General features: G+C 59.0%; 20 protein-coding genes. 4 read left to right on the top strand and 16 right to left on the bottom strand.

What is annotated here, in order from left to right:
- Positions 1-16: 16 nt before the first annotated feature.
- From VGL70_07010 to VGL70_06960, 11 genes are all read right to left on the bottom strand, one after another.
- Positions 17-1,387, bottom strand: a complete 1,371-nt coding sequence (locus VGL70_07010) for a homoserine dehydrogenase (GenBank protein ID HEY3303270.1) — start codon at positions 1,385-1,387, stop codon at positions 17-19.
- Between the two features lie 199 nt (positions 1,388-1,586).
- Entirely contained in the window at positions 1,587-2,765 is a 1,179-nt protein-coding gene (locus VGL70_07005) for an aminotransferase class I/II-fold pyridoxal phosphate-dependent enzyme (protein HEY3303269.1), read from the bottom strand.
- A gap of 188 nt (positions 2,766-2,953) precedes the next feature.
- Positions 2,954-5,137 carry an ATP-dependent DNA helicase RecG gene (gene recG, locus VGL70_07000; GenBank protein ID HEY3303268.1) on the bottom strand — a complete coding sequence of 728 codons (2,184 nt, stop codon included), beginning with the start codon at positions 5,135-5,137 and terminating at the stop codon, positions 2,954-2,956.
- A gap of 32 nt (positions 5,138-5,169) precedes the next feature.
- The gene (gene carB, locus VGL70_06995) at positions 5,170-8,403 is read right to left on the bottom strand and encodes a carbamoyl-phosphate synthase large subunit (protein HEY3303267.1); all 3,234 of its coding nucleotides are present in this window, start codon (positions 8,401-8,403) and stop codon (positions 5,170-5,172) included.
- 2 nt (positions 8,404-8,405) lie between these two features.
- A complete protein-coding gene (locus tag VGL70_06990) occupies positions 8,406-8,663 on the bottom strand; it encodes a type II toxin-antitoxin system RelE/ParE family toxin (protein ID HEY3303266.1) in 258 nt (85 codons plus the stop codon).
- Complete coding sequence (locus VGL70_06985) at positions 8,663-8,905, bottom strand: hypothetical protein (protein HEY3303265.1); 243 nt, start codon at positions 8,903-8,905, stop codon at positions 8,663-8,665. Before VGL70_06985 ends, VGL70_06990 begins: the two co-directional genes overlap by 1 nt.
- Positions 8,892-9,794, bottom strand: coding sequence for a phospholipase D family protein (locus VGL70_06980; protein ID HEY3303264.1), 903 nt, complete (start codon positions 9,792-9,794; stop codon positions 8,892-8,894). Before VGL70_06980 ends, VGL70_06985 begins: the two co-directional genes overlap by 14 nt.
- A 265-nt stretch (positions 9,795-10,059) precedes the next feature.
- Complete coding sequence (gene carA, locus VGL70_06975) at positions 10,060-11,229, bottom strand: glutamine-hydrolyzing carbamoyl-phosphate synthase small subunit (protein HEY3303263.1); 1,170 nt, start codon at positions 11,227-11,229, stop codon at positions 10,060-10,062.
- Positions 11,226-13,196: an aspartate carbamoyltransferase gene (pyrB, locus tag VGL70_06970; GenBank protein ID HEY3303262.1), complete on the bottom strand. Its 1,971-nt coding sequence runs from the start codon at positions 13,194-13,196 to the stop codon at positions 11,226-11,228. The genes carA and pyrB overlap by 4 nt, the downstream gene beginning before the upstream one ends.
- Positions 13,197-13,223: 27 nt before the next feature.
- The gene (gene pyrR / locus VGL70_06965; GenBank protein HEY3303261.1) at positions 13,224-13,769 is read right to left on the bottom strand and encodes a bifunctional pyr operon transcriptional regulator/uracil phosphoribosyltransferase PyrR; all 546 of its coding nucleotides are present in this window, start codon (positions 13,767-13,769) and stop codon (positions 13,224-13,226) included.
- Positions 13,770-13,914: 145 nt separating this feature from the next.
- Positions 13,915-14,424, bottom strand: coding sequence for a metallophosphoesterase family protein (locus tag VGL70_06960; protein HEY3303260.1), 510 nt, complete (start codon positions 14,422-14,424; stop codon positions 13,915-13,917).
- A 148-nt stretch (positions 14,425-14,572) separates the two neighbouring features.
- Between VGL70_06960 and VGL70_06955 the strand changes: the two genes are divergently transcribed.
- The gene (locus VGL70_06955; protein HEY3303259.1) at positions 14,573-14,842 is read left to right on the top strand and encodes a hypothetical protein; all 270 of its coding nucleotides are present in this window, start codon (positions 14,573-14,575) and stop codon (positions 14,840-14,842) included.
- A 117-nt stretch (positions 14,843-14,959) separates the two neighbouring features.
- Complete coding sequence (locus VGL70_06950) at positions 14,960-15,337, top strand: hypothetical protein (protein HEY3303258.1); 378 nt, start codon at positions 14,960-14,962, stop codon at positions 15,335-15,337.
- Here VGL70_06950 and VGL70_06945 read toward each other — a convergent pair.
- Complete coding sequence (locus tag VGL70_06945; GenBank protein ID HEY3303257.1) at positions 15,334-15,684, bottom strand: diacylglycerol kinase; 351 nt, start codon at positions 15,682-15,684, stop codon at positions 15,334-15,336. The two genes, VGL70_06950 and VGL70_06945, sit on opposite strands and share 4 nt — an antisense overlap.
- 172 nt (positions 15,685-15,856) lie before the next feature.
- Here VGL70_06945 and VGL70_06940 point away from each other — a divergent pair, with 172 nt between their 5' ends.
- Both VGL70_06940 and VGL70_06935 read left to right on the top strand, forming a co-directional pair.
- Positions 15,857-16,948, top strand: a complete 1,092-nt coding sequence (locus VGL70_06940; GenBank protein ID HEY3303256.1) for an amidohydrolase family protein — start codon at positions 15,857-15,859, stop codon at positions 16,946-16,948.
- 24 nt (positions 16,949-16,972) lie between these two features.
- Entirely contained in the window at positions 16,973-17,953 is a 981-nt protein-coding gene (locus VGL70_06935; GenBank protein ID HEY3303255.1) for an ABC transporter substrate-binding protein, read from the top strand.
- A gap of 87 nt (positions 17,954-18,040) precedes the next feature.
- Here VGL70_06935 and VGL70_06930 read toward each other — a convergent pair whose 3' ends face one another.
- From VGL70_06930 to VGL70_06915, 4 genes are all read right to left on the bottom strand, one after another.
- Positions 18,041-18,472 carry a type II toxin-antitoxin system VapC family toxin gene (locus VGL70_06930; protein HEY3303254.1) on the bottom strand — a complete coding sequence of 144 codons (432 nt, stop codon included), beginning with the start codon at positions 18,470-18,472 and terminating at the stop codon, positions 18,041-18,043.
- Positions 18,472-18,696 (bottom strand): hypothetical protein, encoded by a 225-nt coding sequence (locus tag VGL70_06925; GenBank protein HEY3303253.1) that lies wholly within the window; start codon positions 18,694-18,696, stop codon positions 18,472-18,474. Before VGL70_06925 ends, VGL70_06930 begins: the two co-directional genes overlap by 1 nt.
- Positions 18,697-18,744: 48 nt before the next feature.
- Complete coding sequence (locus tag VGL70_06920) at positions 18,745-19,293, bottom strand: hypothetical protein (protein HEY3303252.1); 549 nt, start codon at positions 19,291-19,293, stop codon at positions 18,745-18,747.
- Positions 19,294-19,551: 258 nt separating this feature from the next.
- On the bottom strand, positions 19,552-19,860 hold a 309-nt coding region (locus VGL70_06915; protein HEY3303251.1), incomplete at its 5' end, for a HEPN domain-containing protein.

Here is a 19,860-nt window from a genome sequence, read left to right as displayed (position 1 = left end):
AAACTCGAAACCATTTTTATGCCGTCCAGATCGGAAACCAAAGCGGCTCGGCCAGCATGTAATCCCGCGCGCTGAGAACTTTCATAGCATTCTTTATCTGTCCGATGGAAGCCCTCTCCAGCGTGATGACGAACGGCAGAATCCCGTCCGGTTTTTCCGCGATCCGGTAGCGGCGCGCCAATCCTTCGAGCTCGTCCCGGCCGTGGCTCAACTGCCAGATCTCGGAAATGTTGATGCCCGTGTCGCCCAAAGTCTGGCAGATATCTCCGACGATGCCGGCGCGGTCCTTCACGATGAAGCGCGAGTAAAAACAAACGCCGATCTCGTCGGCGGCGCGGATCGTCAAAGCGCCGGGTTTCACGAGAGCGCCGGGACCACCGCGCCGCGGCCGGCCGCGCGCCAGGTCGTAAACGTCGCCCAGGATCGCGACGGCCGTCGGCCCGCCGCCGGCCCCTGGACCGGCGAAGACGTAGTTCCAATCGCGTCCCGCGTCGCCGCTTTTTTTTCCTTTGAAAAAAACCGCGTTGGTGGCGCCGTCGATCGCCGCGAGAAAATGCTCCTCGGGCACCAGCACCGGCGAAACATAAGCCTGGATCGACTCCCCGTCGCGGCGCGCGACCGCGAGGTGCTTGATGGTGCTCCGCCCTTTGCGGCTCGCGTACAGAAAGTCCAGCGCGTGGATTTCTTCGATGCCCTTGCGCCAGAAAATTCCCGGCCCCGCCTGAAGGCCGAAAGTCACGGCGGCGAGGAGAACGAGCTTCGCCTCGGCGTCTTTGCCGCTCGTGTCCGCTGCCGGATCGGTTTCGGCATATCCGCGCTCCTGGGCCTCCTTGAGGGCGGCTTCGTAGGATTTTCCGCCGCGCGCCATCTCGGTTAGAATGTAGTTGCAGGTGCCGTTGACGATGCCGTAGATCGCCTCCGGCTCCTCGGCGGCGAAGCTCTCCGTGATCGAGCGGATGATCGGCACGCCGCCGGCGACGCACGCCTCGAAACGGAGCTCGCCGCCGTACTTGCGCGCCGCCTGCCAAATCTCGGCGCCGTGCTTCGCCAACACCGCCTTGTCCGAAGTCACCACCGCCTTGCCTTTCTTGAGCGCGGCGACGATGAGATCTTTGAAGCGCGAAAGCTCCTCCTCGTCTTGCAATCCCAGCGCCTCGACGATGATCTCGGCGTCCGGATGAGCGATGACCTCTTCAGCTTTAGTCGTGAAGAGAGAAGCGCGCGAGGCATGCCACTTCTTGCCCTTCGGCTGCCGGGTATAGATCTTGACGATCTCTAGCTGCGGCTCGCCGCCCTTCGCGTCCTGAAACACGAAGTCCTGCACCGCCTCTCCGACCGTGCCGGAGCCGAGCAGCCCGATGCCGATTTTTTTTCGCTTCTCAGGCATGTCCAACCTTCACCGGTCGCAGTTTACCTCAGCTTGGGAGAACGGCAACAAAAGACTTTTATGGGATTCCAAGGGGCTGCTGAAACTTCTTAGTCATCCTTCGACAAGCTCAGGATGACCGGTTAAATTATTCTCAATCGATACACCGACCGTTCGTGCTGAGCTTAGTCGAAGCACGACAAACGGTTTTCAGCAGCCGTTAGTCGAGAACTTTGCCGAGCGCGCGGCGGATCGTCCGGACCGCCTGCTTGGTGCGGTGCTCGTTCTCGATCAGGGCGAAGCGAACGTACGGGTCGCCGTAGTCGCCGAAGCCGATGCCCGGAGAAACCGCCACCTTGGCTTCTTGCAGTAGAAACTTCGAGAAGCCCACCGAGCCCATTTTTTTGCAGGGCTCGGGAATCTCCGCCCAGACGAACATCGTCCCACGGGGCTTTTTGATCTTCCACCCGATGCGGTCGAGGCCGTCGACCAGCGCGTCGCGCCGCCGCCGGTAGGTTTCGCGAATCTCCTCGACGCAATCCTGCGGACCGTTGAGCGCCTGAATCGCGGCGATCTGCACCGGCTGGAAAATGCCGTAGTCGAGGTAGCTCTTGAGGCGCGCGAGCGCATGGACCATTTCCTTGTTGCCGACGGCGAAGCCGATTCTCCATCCCGGCATGTTGTAGCTCTTGGAAAGCGAGAAAAACTCGATGCCGATCTCTTTGGCGCCCGGCACCTGGAGGAGGCTCGGCGGCTTGTGCCCGTCGAAGGCGAGGTCCGCATAGGCCAGATCGTGAATAATCAGCAGTCCGTGCTCCTGGGCGAAGCGGACGACCTGCTCGAAAAAATCCAGCTCCACCGTTTCGGTGGTGGGATTGTGCGGGAAGCTCACGATCAGCAGCTTGGGCTTGGGCGAGGTCTGCTTTATGGCCTCTTGCATGCGTCCGAGAAAATCCTCGCCCGAATACATCGGGATGTTGTGCAGGTTGCCGCCGGCGAGGATGACGGAATACTGGTGGATCGGATAGGTCGGGCTCGGACAAAAAACCACGTCGCCCGGATCGACGATCGCCCACACCAGATGGCCCAGTCCCTCTTTCGCGCCGATCGTGACGATCGCCTCGGTATCGGGATCGATCGCAACCTCGTAGCGCTTGCGATACCAGTCGGAGATCGCGAGCCTTAGCTTGTAGATTCCGCGCGACACCGAGTAGCGATGGTTCTGCGGCTTCTTGGCCGCCTCGACGAGCTTGGCGACGACGTGCGGCGGCGACGGCATGTCGGGATTGCCCATGCCGAAGTCGACGATGTCGTCGCCTTTTCGTCTCGCCTCCTGCTTCAGATCGGTGATGATGTTGAAGACGTAGGGAGGCAGCCTCTTGATGCGCGAGAATTCCACTCTTTTTCCCTCTCAATCGATTGAAAGTCCGTCTTGATTTTAAGCTATACGCACGTCGTTCGCAAACGAGAGAGGCGGCAGCTATTGATTCAATTTAACAAAATTGCGTAGGGGCGACCCCCCGTGGTCGCCCGGAAAAAGGGGCAGGCACAGGGGCCTGCCCCTACAACCGCCCGCCTCGTGCCCGTTCACCCTATGCTTCCTAGTTCCAACCGGCCGCCCCAGCGGTGTTTGAGCACCGCTTTCAGCGCGCGCGACTCCGGCCGCGCGAGATGCGGGTCGGTCTCGAGCCAGGCGAGCGCCTCCTGACGCGCATCTAACAACACACTCGCGTCGCGCAGTAGGTTAGCCAGCCGAAAGTCCGCCAGCCCCGCCTGACGCGTGCCGAGCATTTCGCCCGGACCGCGGAGCCGAAGATCGGCTTCCGCGATTTTGAATCCATCGTGCTCCTTTTCCATAACACGCAGCCGCGCGAGGGCCTCCGAACGGTTCGATCCGTAATAAACCAACAGGCATTGCGAGCGGTGCCGGCCCCTGCCGACTCTGCCGCGCAGTTGATGCAGTTGGGACAAGCCGAAGCGCTCGGCATGCTCGACCACCATGATCGTCGCGTTGGGAACGTCGATGCCGACTTCGATCACGGTCGTCGCGACGAGAATTTCGAGCGCGCCGTCTTTGAAGCGGCGCATGACCTCATCCTTCTCGCCGCCCGACATGCGTCCGTGAAGCAAGCCGACGCGAAATTCCTTGAACGCCTCCTGAGACAGCTCCTGCGCCATCCCCGTGGCGTCCCGGACCGGCAGGCGCTCGGAGGCTTCGACCAGCGGGTAGACGACGTAGGCCTGGCGCCCCTGTTGAATCTCGGCGCGCACCAGGTCGTAAAGTCTCGCGCGCTGCGATTCGCGCACCAGCCGCGTCTCGACCGGAGTCCGGCCCGGAGGCATTTCGTTCAGCGACGAGACTTCGAGATCGCCGTAGAGCACCATCGCCAGGCTGCGCGGAATCGGCGTCGCGCTCATCAAAAGAATGTCCGGCTGGGGTTCGACCGAGCTCACCGCTGAAGAGCGATCGGCGCCGCGGCACGCGGCGAGCCGCTGGAGCGCCATCCGCTGCATCACGCCGAAGCGGTGCTGCTCGTCAATGATGCCGAGACCCAGGCGCGGGACTTGAATTTCTTCCTGAATCAGCGCGTGCGTCCCGACGACGAAATGGATCGCGCCGGTTTTCATTTTGTCGACGATCTCCGACTTGGCTCTGGCCGCGAGCGAGCCGGTGAGCAACGCGGCCGAAACGCCGAGCCGCTCCGCAAAGCCCTTGAGATTGAGATAGTGCTGCTCGGCCAAAAGCTCGGTCGGCGCCATCCACAGCGCCTGAAAGCCGTTCTCGATCGCACGCAGCGCCGCGAACCAGCCGACGATCGTCTTGCCCGAGCCGACGTCGCCCTGCAAGAGCCGTTGCATCGGCCGCGCCGCGGCCATGTCGAGGGAAATCTCCCGCAGCACTTTTTCCTGTGCACGGGTCAAGGCGAAGGGAAGCATCTCCCACATTTTCCGCGTCAGCGTCTTTTTCTCGCCGCCGAACGCGATCCCGTTCTCCGCCGCGCGGCGTTTGCGCCTGAGCGCGAGTCCGAGCTGGAGGTAAAAGAACTCATCGAAGACGATCGCCCGGTGGGCGGCCGAGGCGAAGCCGTTCAGAGCGGCGAGGTCGGCGGTTTTTTCCGGCCGATGAACCTCGCGCATCGCGCGCGTGAGATCGACCAGGCCTTGTTTTTTGACCAGCGAGTCGGGCAGGAATCCCGGCAAATAGCCGGCGTATTTCTCCAGGGCCTCGATCATCCACCGGCGCATCGTCCGGAGCGGGATGCCGGCGGGACGCAAATAAATCGGCAGGACTTTTTCCTTGTCTCCCTGATCCTCGGGGTCGAGCGCTTCGAATTCGGGGTGGACGATTTTCTTTTGCGCGCCGATTCCCGGCTCGACTTTTCCGTGGACGAGGAGGAGCCGGCCTTTCTGCAGCCCCTGCGCCATGTAGGGCGGGACGCGATACCACACCAACCCGATCAGGCCGGTTTCGTCGGCGAGCGTCGCCGTGAGAATCCGCCGCCGCATCTTCGGCACGTAGCGCTGGCTCACGGCGGCGAGCTTGCCGATGAAAGTTTCTTCCCGTCCTACCGTCGCCTGGCGGATTTTTCGAATGGCGCGGCGGTCTTCGTAGCGAAACGGCAGGTGATAGAGCAGGTCCTCGACGGTTTTGAGTCCCAGGCCTTCGAGCTGCTCGGCGCGCGTCGGGCCGATGCCCTTGAGAAAGCGCAGCGGGGTCAAAAGCGCGCGAAAACAATCTTTGGGTGAAGCCGCGACGGGCTTAGAAGGCATCGAGGATGGATTCATCCCTCCGCCCGCATCCTTCATACTTGAGTCGGCGCCAGATATTCCTGCAGCGGGCGGACGTCGAACTCGCGATCTTTGAGCAATTCGATTCCTTCCGCCGCCGCGTCCGCGCCGGCGATGGTGGTGAAATAGGGCACCTGGTAATCGACGGCGTTGCGCCTGAGGTGGAACGAATCCGCGTGGGAGTGCGCGTCCATCGGGGTATTGATCACCATTGCGATCTCCCCGTTTTTGATCGCCTCCGCGATGTTCGGGCTCCCTTCCTGAACTTTTTTGACGGTCTCGGCGGAGATTCCATGCAGCAGAAAATAAGCGGCGGTACCTCGAGTAGCGACAATCCGAAAGCCGAGTCGCTGGAGCTTTCCGGCGATCCGGGCGACCGGCTCCTTGTCTTCGTCGCGCACGCTGATGAAGACTTTGCCGCCGCGCGGCAGCCGGGTGCCGCTGCCGAGCTGCGCTTTTGCGTACGCGAGCCCGAAAGACGCATCGATTCCCATGACCTCTCCTGTGGACTTCATCTCCGGCCCGAGCAGGGTATCGACGCCGGGAAATTTATTGAACGGGAAAACCGATTCTTTCACCGAGATATGTCGCGGCAGGACTTCGGCGGCCAGCGCGTCGAGTCTTTTACCGACCATGATGCGCGCGGCGATTTTTGCCAGCGGGACGCCGGTCGCCTTGCTCACGAACGGCACCGTGCGCGAGGCGCGGGGGTTGACTTCGAGAACGTAGATGTCCTGGCCCTTGACGGCGAATTGCACGTTCATCAAGCCGCGGACGTTGAGCGCCACCGCCAGAGCCGAAGCTTGCCGGCGGATCTCCTGCTGGATCGCGGGCGAAATCGACTTCGGCGGCAGGCTGCAGGCGCTGTCGCCGGAGTGGACGCCGGCGCGCTCGATGTGCTCCATGATGCCGCCGATCACGACGCGCTCGCCGTCGGCCAGCGCATCCACGTCCAGCTCGATCGCGTCGTCCAAAAATTTGTCGATCAGAACGGGATGCTCGGGAGACGCCGCGACCGCGTGCGTCATGTAACGTTTGAGAGTGTCCCGGTCGTAGACGATCTCCATCGCCCGCCCGCCGAGGACGTAGGAAGGACGAACCAGCACGGGATAATCGAGCAGCTCGGCGATCTGCAGCGCGTCCTCGTACGAGCGCGCCGTCCCGCTCATCGGCTGCTTCAAGCCGAGACGATCGAGGAGTTGCTTGAAGCGCTCGCGGTCCTCGGCCAGGTCGATGCTGTCCGGGGAGGTGCCGATGATCTTGACGCCCGCCCGCTCCAGCGCCAAAGCGAGCTTCAGCGGCGTCTGGCCGCCGAACTGGACGATGACGCCGTCGGGATTTTCCCGCTCCACGATGTTGAGCACGTCTTCCAGCGTCAGCGGCTCAAAGTAGAGCTTGTCGGAGGTGTCGTAATCGGTGCTGACCGTCTCGGGATTGCAGTTGACCATGATGGTCTCGTAGCCGTCTTCCTTGAGGGCGAACGCCGCGTGAACGCAGCAGTAGTCGAACTCGATGCCTTGGCCGATTCGATTGGGCCCGCCGCCGAGAATCATGATCTTCTTTTTCGGCGTCCGGTTCGACTCGTCTTCTCCTTCATAGGTGGAGTAAAGGTACGGCGTATAGGCTGCGAACTCAGCGCCGCAGGTATCGACGGCGCGAAATACGGCGCGCACGTCCGCCTCGGTTCTCTGCGCGCGGATATCTTCCTCCGGTCGTCCCAGGAGCTTTCCCAGCCTGCGGTCGGAAAAGCCCATCTGCTTCACCCTGTGGAAAAATTCGGCCGTGAGGGCGCCGCCCTCGCCGCGCGCGGCTTTGATCTCTTCCTCGGCGGCGACGATCTGGCGGAGTTGGTCCAAAAACCACGGATCGATTTTGCTGAGGCCGTAAATCTTCTCGATCGTCATTCCGACTCTGAGCGCGTCGGCCAAGTGCCACAAGCGGTCGGCGTTCGGCACCCGAAGCTTGTTTTCGAGCGAGCGCAATTTTTCATCCCGGTCGCCTTCTCCGGGCGCCAGCTTCTCTTCGAAGCCGTAAGAGCCGATCTCCAGCGAGCGCATCGCCTTCTGCAGCGACTCTTTGAACGTGCGGCCGATCGCCATCGCTTCGCCGACCGACTTCATCTGCGGCGTGAGGATATCCTGCGCCTGGGGGAATTTCTCGAAAGTAAAGCGCGGGATCTTTACGACCACGTAGTCGATCGTCGGCTCGAAGCACGCCGGCGTCTCGCGCGTGATGTCGTTCGGAATCTCGTCCAGCGTGTAGCCAACGGCGAGCTTGGCGGCCATCTTGGCGATGGGAAAGCCGGTCGCCTTGCTCGCCAGCGCCGAGCTGCGCGAGACCCGCGGGTTCATCTCGATCACGACCATGCGCCCGTCGGCGGGATTGACGGCAAACTGAATATTCGATCCGCCGGTGTCTACGCCGATCTCGCGGATCACGCGGAGGGCGGCGTCGCGCATGATCTGATACTCTTTATCGGTGAGGGTTTGCGCGGGAGCGACCGTGATCGAGTCGCCGGTGTGCACGCCCATCGGATCGAAATTCTCGATCGAGCAGACGATCACCACGTTGTCTTTGTGATCGCGCATCACCTCCAGCTCGAACTCTTTCCAGCCGAGCACGGACTCTTCGATGAGAACCTCGTGGACCGGGGAGATGTCCAGGCCCCGCTGGACGACTTCTTTGAAATCGTCCGCGCCGTAGGCGATGTTGCCGCCGCTGCCGCCGAGCGTGCGCGAGGGACGGATGATGACCGGAAAGCTGAGGCGCTTCTGGATTCGGTTGGCGTCGGCCATGCTGCGGGCGTAGCCGCTTTGCGGAAGATCGAGACCGGCCCGCGCCATCGCTTCCTTGAATAGATCGCGGTCTTCGGCTTTCTTGATCGCCTCGAGATTCGCGCCGATCATCTCGACGCCGTAGCGCTCCAGGATCCCCTGCTCCGCCAGGTCGATGGCGATGTTGAGCGCGGTCTGTCCGCCGATGGTCGGAAGCAGTGCATCCGGCCGCTCTTTCTGAATGATCTTTTCGACGAGATCGACGGTGATGGGCTCGATGTAAGTACGGTCCGCAAATTCCGGATCGGTCATGATCGTCGCCGGATTGGAGTTGACGAGGACTACGCGGAAGCCCTCTTCCTTCAGCGCCTTGCACGCCTGCGTGCCGGAGTAGTCGAACTCGCACGCCTGGCCGATCACGATCGGCCCCGAGCCGATCAGCAGGATCGAGTGAATGTCGCTGCGCTTGGGCATGGCTAGCGGTAAACTTCTCTTCGATGAGCTACGCGAGCGATCCGCACCTCTTTTTTCGCATCATCAATGGTGTACAAGATCCTATAGTCCCCGACTCTTACTCGCCATTCATTTTCGTAGCCTGACAGCTTTTTGGAACCTCTCGGTCTAGGTTCGTCACATAATCGGTTGATGGCTCTCTCCACGCGACTTGCAACTTCTCTCGGGAGCCACTGTAAATCCTTCTCAGCTGCCGGTCTAAGATACAGCCGATACGTCATCAGCTGGTCCGTCGGTCCCTCTTATCGAGGTATTCCTCCCATGGAATGCTGCGTCCTTTTTCTTTTTCAGCTTCTTGAATCAGGAAATGATCATACAGATCTTCGAGAAGGGCTTCGTCTTTTAAGATACGCAGCGCCAACCGGCGCCTGGAAGCCGAGTCCATAGAACGGAAGGCTTTATAGAACACCTCTGCGTTCGCTTCTTTAAGATCTTTTTTCATAGCCCTTTCAGACTTTGCCATTCTTGGCCTCCGGTTCATTGGACATGAGATGCCACCGTTCTCCGCCGTATCCGATCTTGCCCTCTCTTTTTAGGAACTGCTGTGCAGTTCTTACGTGGCGCTTCCACTTCTTGCCAAAGCTCACGCCATCGATCACACGATCAATGGAGTCGTCACAAATGTCAGGATGCAGCCTTTGGATCAGAGGATGAATTTCAGTTGTTCGTAGCGGTCCTTTTGCGAGCAGAAATAGAATTGTCTGGGAAAATATAGCGTGTGTTGTTTTCCCTTTTGCGCGGTGTCGGAGAAGCTGTAAATGCGTCGCTTGGAGTTTCCGTTTAAAGGCCAGTCTGGCTCGAACGCGTATTCCTTGCTCGGCCTTCTGATAAAGTTCTTTAAGTTCTCTCACTTCATCCAGTAGCGCTTCGATCTCTGTGGATGACACCTTCGCCCCTAGTAACGAGTACTGCTCAAAATCCTCGCGTATTTGAGTGACCACGCTTTTATCGCTGAAAGCCACTCCGTACTCAATATTTCCACTCACACCTGAATCAGTTAGATTACCGGACGTCACAATAGCTGCCTTCTGGTCCGCGATGTAAACTTTCGCATGAAGACTTGGTAGATGTGTTAAGAGAAAATTCGGAATTCCATGTCCGAGCGCAATCAACGCTTCTAAGTCCAGCGATCCGCTTAGAGCGCATTCGGGACGTAGGTCGGTGAGCATTACAAGCCGCACCTTGTTTTGAACTCCTCGGTGGCTTAGTTCAGCTAATATTTCCCCTGCCTTTGAGAGCTTAACGAACGGTGACACCAGCATGAGGTTATCCTCGACTTGCGAAAGAAGCCCCTGCAAACTTTCTGTCCAAAGACTTCTCAGTATAGTTGCGTGTGTGACCGTCTCGTTCATGCTGGGAACCAAACTATTATTTCGTCAGGGTCATAACAACATCGGCCACCCATAAGACGCGCAAACTCTTCGCAAGCTGCCTCATCAGAATCGAAGCGCTCGCACGCATCACAACGTTCGACATATCGACAGCCGTTGTCTTGCGGCTCCCCTGCTAAAATTCCTTTCATCCCGCAATTGAAAATACCTGGCTCCTGACACGCGCAGATAGCAGAAGGGTCCTCAGTAGCCAGTTGTTCGGAGACTAACTTCGTTTCTTGGAGCTTCACTGCCCCTGCTTCTCCATCATCTCGACGAAACGCTTGAACAGATAGCGCGCGTCGTGCGGGCCGGGAGAAGATTCCGGATGATACTGGACGGAGAAGATCGGCAGCTCGCGGTGCGCCAGGCCTTCGACGGTGTGGTCGTTCAAGTTGAGATGCGTCACGACGGCGGCGTCCTTGAGCGAGTCGGCGTCCACGGCGAAGCCGTGGTTCTGCGTCGTGATCTCGACTTTGCGCGTGGTCAAATCCATCACCGGCTGATTGCCGCCGTGATGGCCGAATTTTAACTTGTAAGTCTTTCCGCCGAGCGCCAGGCCGAGGATCTGGTGGCCGAGACAGATGCCGAAGATCGGCTTTTTTCCGATGAGCTTCCGGACGTTTTCCTTCGCGTATGGGACCGCGTCGGGATCTCCCGGCCCATTCGAGAGAAAAATGCCATTCGGATTGAGCGCCAGAACGTCCTCGGCTGCAGTTCCGGCCGGAACGACTTTCACCGTGCAGCCCGACTCGGCGAGGCCGCGCAAGATATTCCGCTTGATGCCGTAGTCGTAGGCGACGACCGAAAATCGCGGCTGCTCGAAGCTTGCCGTTTTGGTCTTGCGCGGTTTCTTTGCGCCGTCCGCCTCTATTCTTTTCCTGTACCCGGTTCCCAGCTCCCAGCCTCCCTCGTCCCAATCGTAGCTTTCCCAACAGCTAACCTCTTTGACCAGATCTCTCCCGACCAGGCCCGGCGACGCTTTCGCTTTCGCGATCAGCTCTGCGGGATTATCGCTCCGCGTCGAAATGATCGCCTCCTGCGATCCATGATCCCTCAGGCGGCGAACCAGAGACCGGGTGTCGATTCCCTCGATGCCGACGATGCCGTGCTCTTTCATGTATTCGCCGAGCGGCTGGGTCGCGCGCCAATTGCTGGGTAACGCGCAATACTCCTTGACGATGAAGCCTTTGACGTACGGCTTCAGCGACTCCACGTCTTCCGGGTTGACGCCGACGTTGCCGATCTCGGGATAAGTCATCGCCACCAATTGCCCTTCGTAGGAAGGATCGGTCAGGATCTCCTGGTAACCGGTCATGCTGGTGTTGAACACGACCTCGCCGATCGCTTCCCCTTCGGCGCCGAAGGAGCGGCCGAGGTAAAACGTTTCGTCTGCCAGCGCCAGGATCGCCTTCATGGCTGACCACCGGCCGCCGGCTGCTGCCGGCTTTCATTCAGTCCGATGATCGAATAGATCACGACTTTATCGCGCTCGTCCTGCTCCACCTCGCGCAGCTTGACGCGCACCCTCTCCTTTTCGGAACTCGGAATGTGCTTTCCCACGTAGTTCGGCTTGACCGGCACTTCACGGTGGCCGCGGTCCACCAGCACCGCCAGACGCACGGATCTGGGCCGGCCGGCTTTAAAGATGATGCTGAGGGCGCTTTTGGCCGTGCGCCCGGTATAAATGACGTCGTCCACGATGACGACGGGACGATCCTTGAGGGCGAGCGGCTCCGCCTCCGCGCCCGGCTCGCAAATTCTGTGAATGCCTTCATCGCTGCCGAAAATCTCGATCTCGGCGACCTCGACTTTGCGCCGCCGGGATTTTTCTATCTCATCGGCGATGCGCCGGGCGAGAACCGCTCCCTTGGTCTTGACGCCGAGAAGGACCAGGCGCTCGGAATCTTCGCTCTCGTTGAAAATCTGCTCGGCCATTCTTTGAATCGCGCCGCGAATCTCCTCTTCGCCGAGAATGTTGCGCTGCGGCCCGCTCTTGTACGGCTCGTAGCCCAGCTCCTCGGCCTGCTTGATGGAGTCGAAGATCGCCAGCTCGCCGCGCTTGAGCCAGCCGGAGAACGTCTCGTCGAGCGAAAAATCGTAGGGACAATAGCGCCGCGAGCTCGTGTGACCCACGTACTCGACCCTGAGCTGATGATTGCAGTAAGAGCAGCGCAAAATCAGAGCGCCCCCGGGACCGGAAAACAACAGCTCGAAGCTCGGGCGCGCCGAAAGGCTCTCGGTTCGCGTCACGCAATTGGCGTTGGCGCATTGAGGGCCGATCGCTTCGGGGCTTTCGTACAGCAGCCGCTTTTTCTCCGGCGCGCGGCTCCGCGCCGGGGCTGACGGCCCCAGCAGGAACTTGAGCAGCGCCATCCGAATCGGCACCCCATAAGCCGCCTGCTTGAAGTAGATTCCCCTGCGATCCTTATCGATTTCCGGCGACAGCTCATCGACCCGCGGCAGCGGGTGCATCACCACGGTATCCTTGAAGCGCCGCTCCTTGAGAAAACCTTCGCCGAGGCTTGGATAGCCCCCGGCTTCGCCGCCGTTTCCCTGCTTCATGCGCTCTTTTTGTTTGCGCGTGACATAGAATGCGTCGAATTTGAGTCCCGCGGCCATGCTCTTGATCCGGCCCTGGATGTCCTGATCCACCTGAGTGAAAAGCGCGAGCTGGTGCGGCTGGTCAGGGGTGAGATAGATGGCGTCGGTCTCCGCCATCGCCGCCTGCAGGTCGTCCGAAGCGACCGGAGTCAAGTTGTAGTGCTGCTCCCGTTCGAGTTTTTCGATCACGTATTGCGGCAGCGCCATGCCGCCCGCGGCCAGCGTCACTACGTTCACGCCGAAGCGCGCCAGCGCGTAGACCAGAGAATGAATGGTCCGGCCGTGCTTCAAATCGCCGCAGATCACGACCGTCAGCCCCTTCAAATCGCCCTTTTCTTTCTTGAGCGTATAGAGGTCGCCGAGCGTTTGCGTCGGATGCTCGTGGCTGCCGTCGCCGGCGTTGATCACGGGAACGCTCGCATACTCCGCCATCGCTTGCGCCGCGCCGTCCCAGTAATGGCGTACGACCAAGACATCGGCATAACTGGAAACGACCCTCGCGGTGTCGGCGATGGTCTCGCCCTTGGCGGCCGAGGAGCTTTTCATGTCCGGGCAACTGATCACCGAGCCGCCGAGCCGCTGCATCGCCGATTCGAAAGAAAGCCGCGTTCTCGTGCTCGGCTCATAAAAGAGCGTCGCCATGATCTTGCCGCCGAGCGCGCGCGCCTCGGAAGGGTTCCGGTTCTCGGGCAGCATCGTATCGGCCAGGGCGAAAATCTCTTCGATCTCGCGGTCGCTCAAATCTTCGATCGAAATCAGGCCTGGTTTTGAAGACGGCATATCGAACTTCATGGATCGCTTGCGATTTTATTTTCTTGGCGAATGTTTCGTCACGGTTACGACATCGCCTCCGTCCGACTCTTGAAGCAAAACATTCACCCGTTCCGATTCTTCGACTTGCACGTTTTTGCCGACGATGTCGGCCCGGATCGGCAGCTCGCGGTCGCCCCGATCGACCAAGGTCGCGACCAGGATCTTCTTCGGCTTGCCCGCGTGGCCGAGCATTTCCAGCGCCGCCCGAATCGTCCGCCCGGTATTGATCACGTCGTCAACCAGCACCACCGTCCGCTGATCCACGGCGACCGGCACATCCATGCGCGCCGATCGCTCGCCCGGATGCTTCTCAATATCGTCGCGATACGCCGTGACGTCGACCACCCCGACGGCCGGCGAATTCCCGGTCAGCGCTTCGATCTTTCGCCCTATGCGCCGGACGAGATACGCGCCGCCGGAGCGAATCCCTATCAACGCGAGGCTTTCCGCGCCGCTCTTCTCGACGATTTCATGCGCCATCCGGCTGATGGTCCTTTGAACCTCTTCGTTCTCGAGCAAGACGCGTTTCTCCGTTTCCATAAAATAAAAAAAGACCTCCGGGAGTCACCACGCAGGTCTTCGGGCGTACTGATGGATTAGATTTTGAGTTTTCATGAGACCTTTGCCAATCTCACCGGATTGGTTTAAAAGGCTTAAATTTTTATATGTTCTATCGCGGCCGAAGTCAAGGATTTCTTTTAGCGACGGCGGACGGGTTCAACTTCAAGATGCGGGCACCGACCGTAGATCCCTTGAGACGCAATTTGGCGACCGCGATCGGCAGGTTGAACCGCCGCGGGCCGGCGCTGCCGGGATTCAGATAAAGGACACCGTCGCGCTCGACGATTGAAGGAGAATGAGAATGGCCGCTGATCACGACGCGGAAACCGGCGGCGTTCGGATCGATGGCCAATCCTTTGACCTCGTGCACGACAAGGATTTTTATCCGGCCGGTTTTCACGACGGCCGTCTCGCGAAATTTCCGCGCCCAAGCGCCCCGATCGTTATTCCCGCGAATGGCGATCACCTTCGCCATGGATTGCAAAGCCGCGACAACTTCCGGCTTTCCGATATCGCCGGCGTGGATGATCAGGTCGGCGCCTGCGAGCGCGCGCAGCGCTTCCGGCCGCATCAGACCGTGAGTATCCGAGATGACTCCGATGAGCCGGTTGGTTTGTCTTTGTTTTTTCGCCATTGGAGATATCGAGCTGTAGGCTTTTTCAATCTGTAAAAATTATTTCCTTCAGGTCAACTCCATGACAACTTTGGGGTCTTCACCCAATTGTTCATCGCGCGGTATCCGGCTATTAATATTGTAATTTAAAATCATCGAGGTGTTTCCGATGGATGTTGAAATTCATTTGCAGCCCGAGTGGCGCGAATGTTTGCTGAGCCGCGTCTCGAAAAAAGCCGGGATCCATACCGCACTGGAAAAAGCGGTCGAGCTGCTCGGCGGAATAGAAAGTCCCGACGAGTTTGTCGTGACCTGCGATGAGACCGAGGTGCCGGTCCTGCGCCAGGCGGCTCAAGTACATTGTCCGCCGGCGGTGCAGTTTATCGACTTCGCAGTGCAACGTTCAGCGCTTTACCGATCCAACCGGCGTAGCGCATAACGTATGCCGACCCTCTGCGCCGGAATATCGTTACTCGGCTATCGCCCGAGAAATTTAATCTTCGCCAGGTATTTACCTGATTGTTCAAAACCGCTGCGGCAATAAAATAGTGCTTACATGGAATTGCGAAATCATCCATTGATGTCGTACAGAAGCGGCAGCAATTGGCCTCCGGCCTGGACTTGGATATCGGGTCAAAAAAAGAACCTCAATCTTTCGGGCGAAGTCGGCACGCTCGTTGAAGTCACGCCATCCAAGCTCGACCCTCACGGCAAATGTTTTCTCACCATCGAACACGAGGGGACATCGTACGTCGGCTGCCTGCTGTTCGACGACGGACCTTTCTGCCAGCAGGTTTCCAAGCTTCTGCAACGTTACGTTCGCTATACTCTCGAATACATCGGCGGGATCGACCTCAGGTACGGCCTGGAAAATCGGACTCGTGCGACCCGAAGCAGGGCGTCATATCGTCCCACTCAATCGAGCACGAATTAGCTCGCCAATACGACCGCCCAAACGCCGATAGCGAGTAGAATCGCGCAAAACACGGTGGCCGATCCGAGATCCTTTGCTTTTCCCGCCAGTTCGTGTCGCTCCAGCCCGACCCGATCGACCACCGCTTCGACCGCGGAGTTGATCAGCTCCACCAAGATCACCAGCACCCAGCTACCGATCAGCAGCGCCCGCTCCACGCCGTTTTGTCCGAGCCACAAAGCCGCGGGCACGAGCACGACAAGAACGGCTATCTCCTGACGAAACGCCTGCTGGCCCCAGGCCACGCGAAGCCCCGCCAGCGAATAGCGGGTGGCCCAATATAAGCGTGTGAAAGGCTGTGATGTCATCGAAACAAACGGCGAAGTTTTCTTCAGCGATCGTGGGATATTACGCGATGAAGCAGAAGGAAGGCAAGACGAGCTCTAAGTCGGTGTATTAGGGTGTTGACAACCACCTTTGAGCCTGCGGTATACCTAGACGAGTAGACACGGGGCCGCAAGCCCGTGAAGGAGATCTCTTATGGCCGGAGTAGTCGACGCAGACACTCATATCGCCGAGTCCAATCGAATGTGGGAATTGATCGACCGTGAAATGTATCCGCGACGGCCGGTTGTCGTCTCGGTGCCTGACGACACTCTTTATGGCCCGCGGAACGCCTTTTGGCTGATCGACGGCAATATCTTTCCACGGCCGGTGGGAAGAGCGAGCTTCCGCCTGATCACGCCCTCGGCCTCCAAGCACGAGTCGTCCCGCGGCGACATCCATATCGCATGCCGCGAGCTGACGGATCCACAAGCGCGCTTGAGAGACATGGACAAGCTCGGGGTCGAGTTGCAGGTGATCTACCCCACGTTGTTCCTCGTCTACCTGACCGACGACGCCCTGCTGGAGATCGCTTTGTGCCGCGCCTACAACCGCTGGCTGGCGGACGCCTGCTCCAAAAGCGGCGGCCGTCTCCGCTGGGTGGTGGTCCCGCCCTTAAGGGCCGTCGAGGAATCGGTGAAGGAGATCAAGTGGGCGAAGGATCACGGCGCCGTCGGGGTATTCTTCCGCGGGCTCGAAGGCGACAAAACCTTGGACAATCCCTATTTCTTTCCGGTTTACCAGGCGGCCATGGATGTCGCTATGCCCATCTGCATTCACACGGCGATCGGCAATACGGCGCTGCTGGACTTGATCGACGTCGAGCGCAACCACAGCTTCCTCGCCAGCAGGGTTTTGCCTCTGGCGGCGTTTCGCGATCTGGTCGCCAATAAGATCCCCGACATGTTTCCCAGGCTCAGGTTCGGTTTTATCGAGGCCTCCGCGGGCTGGGTGCCGTTTCTCGTGCACATTCTCAAAAGGCTGCTGCGCGATCGCTGGAGATATGGCGCGAGCGCGGATCTCTTTCGCGAATGCAGGCTCTACGTCGCCTGCGAGGCGGATGAGGACGTGCCCTATCTCGCGCGATGCACGGGAGAGGATCACCTGATCATCGGCTCCGACTACGGCCATAACGATCCCTCCGAGGAGCGCCATCTCGTCGCAACGATGAGAGCGCGCGAGGACATACCGCCGCCGCTGACGGAAAAAATACTCTGCGATAATCCGCGCCGGCTTTACGGGCTGTAACTCGCGTGCAGTGAGGATGACGAAATGAAACGATTCAATTCCACCATGGTTCTCACGATCGGTATTTTGGCGCTCGTGCTTGCCCCGGCCAAGGTCGCCGCCCTCGACACTCTGACGATGGCCATCCCCACCAAGAGCTTCCAGCAGGTGATTTATCCGCTGGCGCAGGAGCGCGGCTACATGCGCGAGGAAGGAATCGATCTGAAAATCACCTACATTGAGCCGACACCGAGCATCCAGGCGCTGCTGGCGGGAAGCGTCCAGTTCACGGCGGCCGGAAGCAGCGCTCTCGTCGCCGTCACCAAGGCCGACGCGCCGTTGAAAACGGTCCTCGCGGTCAACGACAGGGTGCATCAATGGCTCCTGACCCGGCCGGAGATCGGCAGCCCGAAAGCCCTCAAAGGGAAGAAAATCGCCACCACGGGCATCGCCGCCATCGCGACGTTCATGTTGAAACAGATCCTCGCGCGGCACGGGCTCGACCCGAACCAGGATTTAATCTATCTCGATCCCGGCTCGGGGAATCAGATCACGGCGCTGCTCGCCGGAGCGGTGGACGCCGCGATCTTGAGCGTCGAGCAGCGCTACGTGGGGATGGAAAAAGGCATGAAAGAGCTGTTCTATTTCGGGACCGAGGTCAAGAATTCCTGGGGCACGCTCGCCACCTCAGATCGCGTGATCAAGGAGCAACCCAAGTTCGTTGCTGGATTTATCAAGGCGGCGCTCAAAGCGCTGCGTCTCATGCACCAAGACCGGGAAACGACCGTAGCAGCCGTCGTAAAGTTCTCGGGTGTGGAACGGAACATGGCGGGCCGCGTCTACGATGATCTGATCGGAACTTTCACGCGCGGCGGGACCGTGGACGAGGAGACGCAAAAAAACGACCTCGACATCATCCGTCAGGTCGCCGCCGTCAAAGAGCCCGTGCCGGCCGGCCGCGCTTACGATTTCAGCTTCGCAGCGGAGGCGGATCGTCAGCTCATGAAGACAAACTGGCGTCCGTAAGCCGCCGGAACCCCTGCTGGCCCCAGGCCACGGGCAGCCCCGCCAGCGAATAGCGGGTGGCCCATAATAAGCGGGTTAAAGCTTTGGTCATTGCAGTGAACGAGAATCGGAAGGAAAGGGGTGTAGAGGCAAGCCTTCGCAGTTGATTACCTTAGAATCGCGAGTCACCAGCGGCAGTCCCAAATGCAGCGCTGTGGCCGCGATAATTCTGTCGGGCATATCTGGAACCATGTCTCGCGAGATTTGCGGTAAGGCTGATACCACAGGAAAGTCGAGCGCGGCGATGAGGAAACCGGAAGTTGGTTCCGAAAGCGCGCTAGTCAACCGGTCGAGGACCACACGAGGCAGCTTTCCCTTTTCCACGAGGTACACAACCTCCACTAAGGAAATAGAAGACACATAGACGGGGTCTCCCGCCTTGGCTGCGTCGTCCATTGCTCGTTGGGCATTTAAAGATAAATTCTTCGCACTCAGCAGATACCAAACCGCAACGTGGGTATCGGCAACTACAGCGGCCATCAAACATCCTCTCTCGGAAAGCCTCCCCACATTTCGCGCCGCGCTTCGGCCAAATCCTCAGAGGAAAGCTGCACTCCCAGGTCGGCCCACAGGCCTTTCAAGCTCCGGCGGGGACGGCGCGGGCTAGTCTGCTTTTGAAGCGACTCTACGAAGTCCAAAACCTCCTTTTGCTTTTCCAGAGGCAACTTGAGCAGCTTTTCCAACACCGATTTTTCTATACTCATATCTCCTCCCAGTACTCGCTCTCAGTCGTTCGCCTCTGCCCTAATGACCTATTCTGCCTGCTTACTTAGCTTTTTCCAAGCGCCCAATGTGGTACTTGGCTGGCCTTTGCGTTCGATAATGGCGGTTTTTGACCGCATCGCCTCAAACCATCTGCCGCGGCATTTTTCGGAACACCAGCTATGGTAATATCCTCGGAACTTGCCCTTTCGTAACTCGGAATCAGATTTGGTGAAAAATCGCCCGCACTGATCGCAGAATAGCGTAATCAGACGATTCTTTTTTCTTTCTTTTTTTCGTCTCAAGGCGCAGGCGGCGCATTGGTACACGCTCTTTCTCGCCGCCGGACCGTCGTCTTGGAATTGAATGTCGGCATACCGCAACTTGGTGCGGGGAATTGAACCACGGCAGAAAAAGCATTTTACCGCATGCTTTTTGAAGCTCCCGTCCTCCGCCAAAATTTGCCTGACTCTTTCCCTCGTGATTCCACCTACCATCCTGCCGATTTCCGCATAGGTATATTCGGGATGTTTTCTCGCCAGCTCTACTACTTTAGCGCGCTCGACTCTCGGCCGCTTGCCGCTTCCAATTCCACCCATAGCGATCTCACTCGTTCTTTGAGCGATTCGCCGCTCCTAAGTCATTCGCGATTTCCCGGAATTGTTCGAGGGCCTTCGAGATTCCTTGTGCGGCGCGACAGCTTAGCGTTAGAACTGCCTCCTTCTCGTCAAATTACCCCTCCATCATCGCCTTTTCCGTCCAATCCACCAATTCGGCAAGAGAGATGTCATGGCGCAGGTATGCTGCAATCTTATGTGCGACGATCTGTTTTGTAATCGCCATATGCGCGGGACGGATCAGGCGCGGCCCAGCTTCTCGCCGGGAAACATTGTCTTTACGAAGCTGCGGGCCGCCGTTAAGTCTTCTTTGATATCCTCGGGATCGAGATCGAAGGCGCCGAGAGGTGGATAACGCTCGGCAAAATAATATCCCGATACACGCTCGCATAAGTCCCGAAACGCTTCCAGAGCGGAATCGTGTCTCACGGCTTCGTCCAACAACGCATCAAGCTCGTGAATTCTCCTGAGCTTCCATTGGCGGCTCAAGAGAAATGCCTTGAGATATTTTTCCAGAGATTGCTGGAGAAAAAAGGCCGCCGCTTCCAG

This window comes from Candidatus Binatia bacterium (assembly GCA_036504975.1).
Lineage (GTDB): Bacteria > Desulfobacterota > Binatia > UBA9968 > UBA9968 > JAJPJQ01.
This window is presented reverse-complemented; position numbering and strand designations above follow the sequence as displayed.

Coding starts and splice junctions, on each gene's coding strand:
- VGL70_07010 (HEY3303270.1), bottom strand. CDS start 1,387: ATGCCTGAGAAGCGAAAAAAAATCGGCATCGGGCTGCTCGGCTCCGGC.
- recG (HEY3303268.1), bottom strand. CDS start 5,137: ATGCCTTCTAAGCCCGTCGCGGCTTCACCCAAAGATTGTTTTCGCGCG.
- carB (HEY3303267.1), bottom strand. CDS start 8,403: ATGCCCAAGCGCAGCGACATTCACTCGATCCTGCTGATCGGCTCGGGG.
- VGL70_06990 (HEY3303266.1), bottom strand. CDS start 8,663: ATGACGTATCGGCTGTATCTTAGACCGGCAGCTGAGAAGGATTTACAG.
- VGL70_06985 (HEY3303265.1), bottom strand. CDS start 8,905: ATGGCAAAGTCTGAAAGGGCTATGAAAAAAGATCTTAAAGAAGCGAAC.
- VGL70_06980 (HEY3303264.1), bottom strand. CDS start 9,794: ATGAACGAGACGGTCACACACGCAACTATACTGAGAAGTCTTTGGACA.
- carA (HEY3303263.1), bottom strand. CDS start 11,229: ATGAAGGCGATCCTGGCGCTGGCAGACGAAACGTTTTACCTCGGCCGC.
- pyrB (HEY3303262.1), bottom strand. CDS start 13,196: ATGCCGTCTTCAAAACCAGGCCTGATTTCGATCGAAGATTTGAGCGAC.
- pyrR (HEY3303261.1), bottom strand. CDS start 13,769: ATGGAAACGGAGAAACGCGTCTTGCTCGAGAACGAAGAGGTTCAAAGG.
- VGL70_06960 (HEY3303260.1), bottom strand. CDS start 14,424: ATGGCGAAAAAACAAAGACAAACCAACCGGCTCATCGGAGTCATCTCG.
- VGL70_06955 (HEY3303259.1), top strand. CDS start 14,573: ATGGATGTTGAAATTCATTTGCAGCCCGAGTGGCGCGAATGTTTGCTG.
- VGL70_06950 (HEY3303258.1), top strand. CDS start 14,960: ATGGAATTGCGAAATCATCCATTGATGTCGTACAGAAGCGGCAGCAAT.
- VGL70_06945 (HEY3303257.1), bottom strand. CDS start 15,684: ATGACATCACAGCCTTTCACACGCTTATATTGGGCCACCCGCTATTCG.
- VGL70_06940 (HEY3303256.1), top strand. CDS start 15,857: ATGGCCGGAGTAGTCGACGCAGACACTCATATCGCCGAGTCCAATCGA.
- VGL70_06935 (HEY3303255.1), top strand. CDS start 16,973: ATGAAACGATTCAATTCCACCATGGTTCTCACGATCGGTATTTTGGCG.
- VGL70_06930 (HEY3303254.1), bottom strand. CDS start 18,472: ATGGCCGCTGTAGTTGCCGATACCCACGTTGCGGTTTGGTATCTGCTG.
- VGL70_06925 (HEY3303253.1), bottom strand. CDS start 18,696: ATGAGTATAGAAAAATCGGTGTTGGAAAAGCTGCTCAAGTTGCCTCTG.
- VGL70_06920 (HEY3303252.1), bottom strand. CDS start 19,293: ATGGGTGGAATTGGAAGCGGCAAGCGGCCGAGAGTCGAGCGCGCTAAA.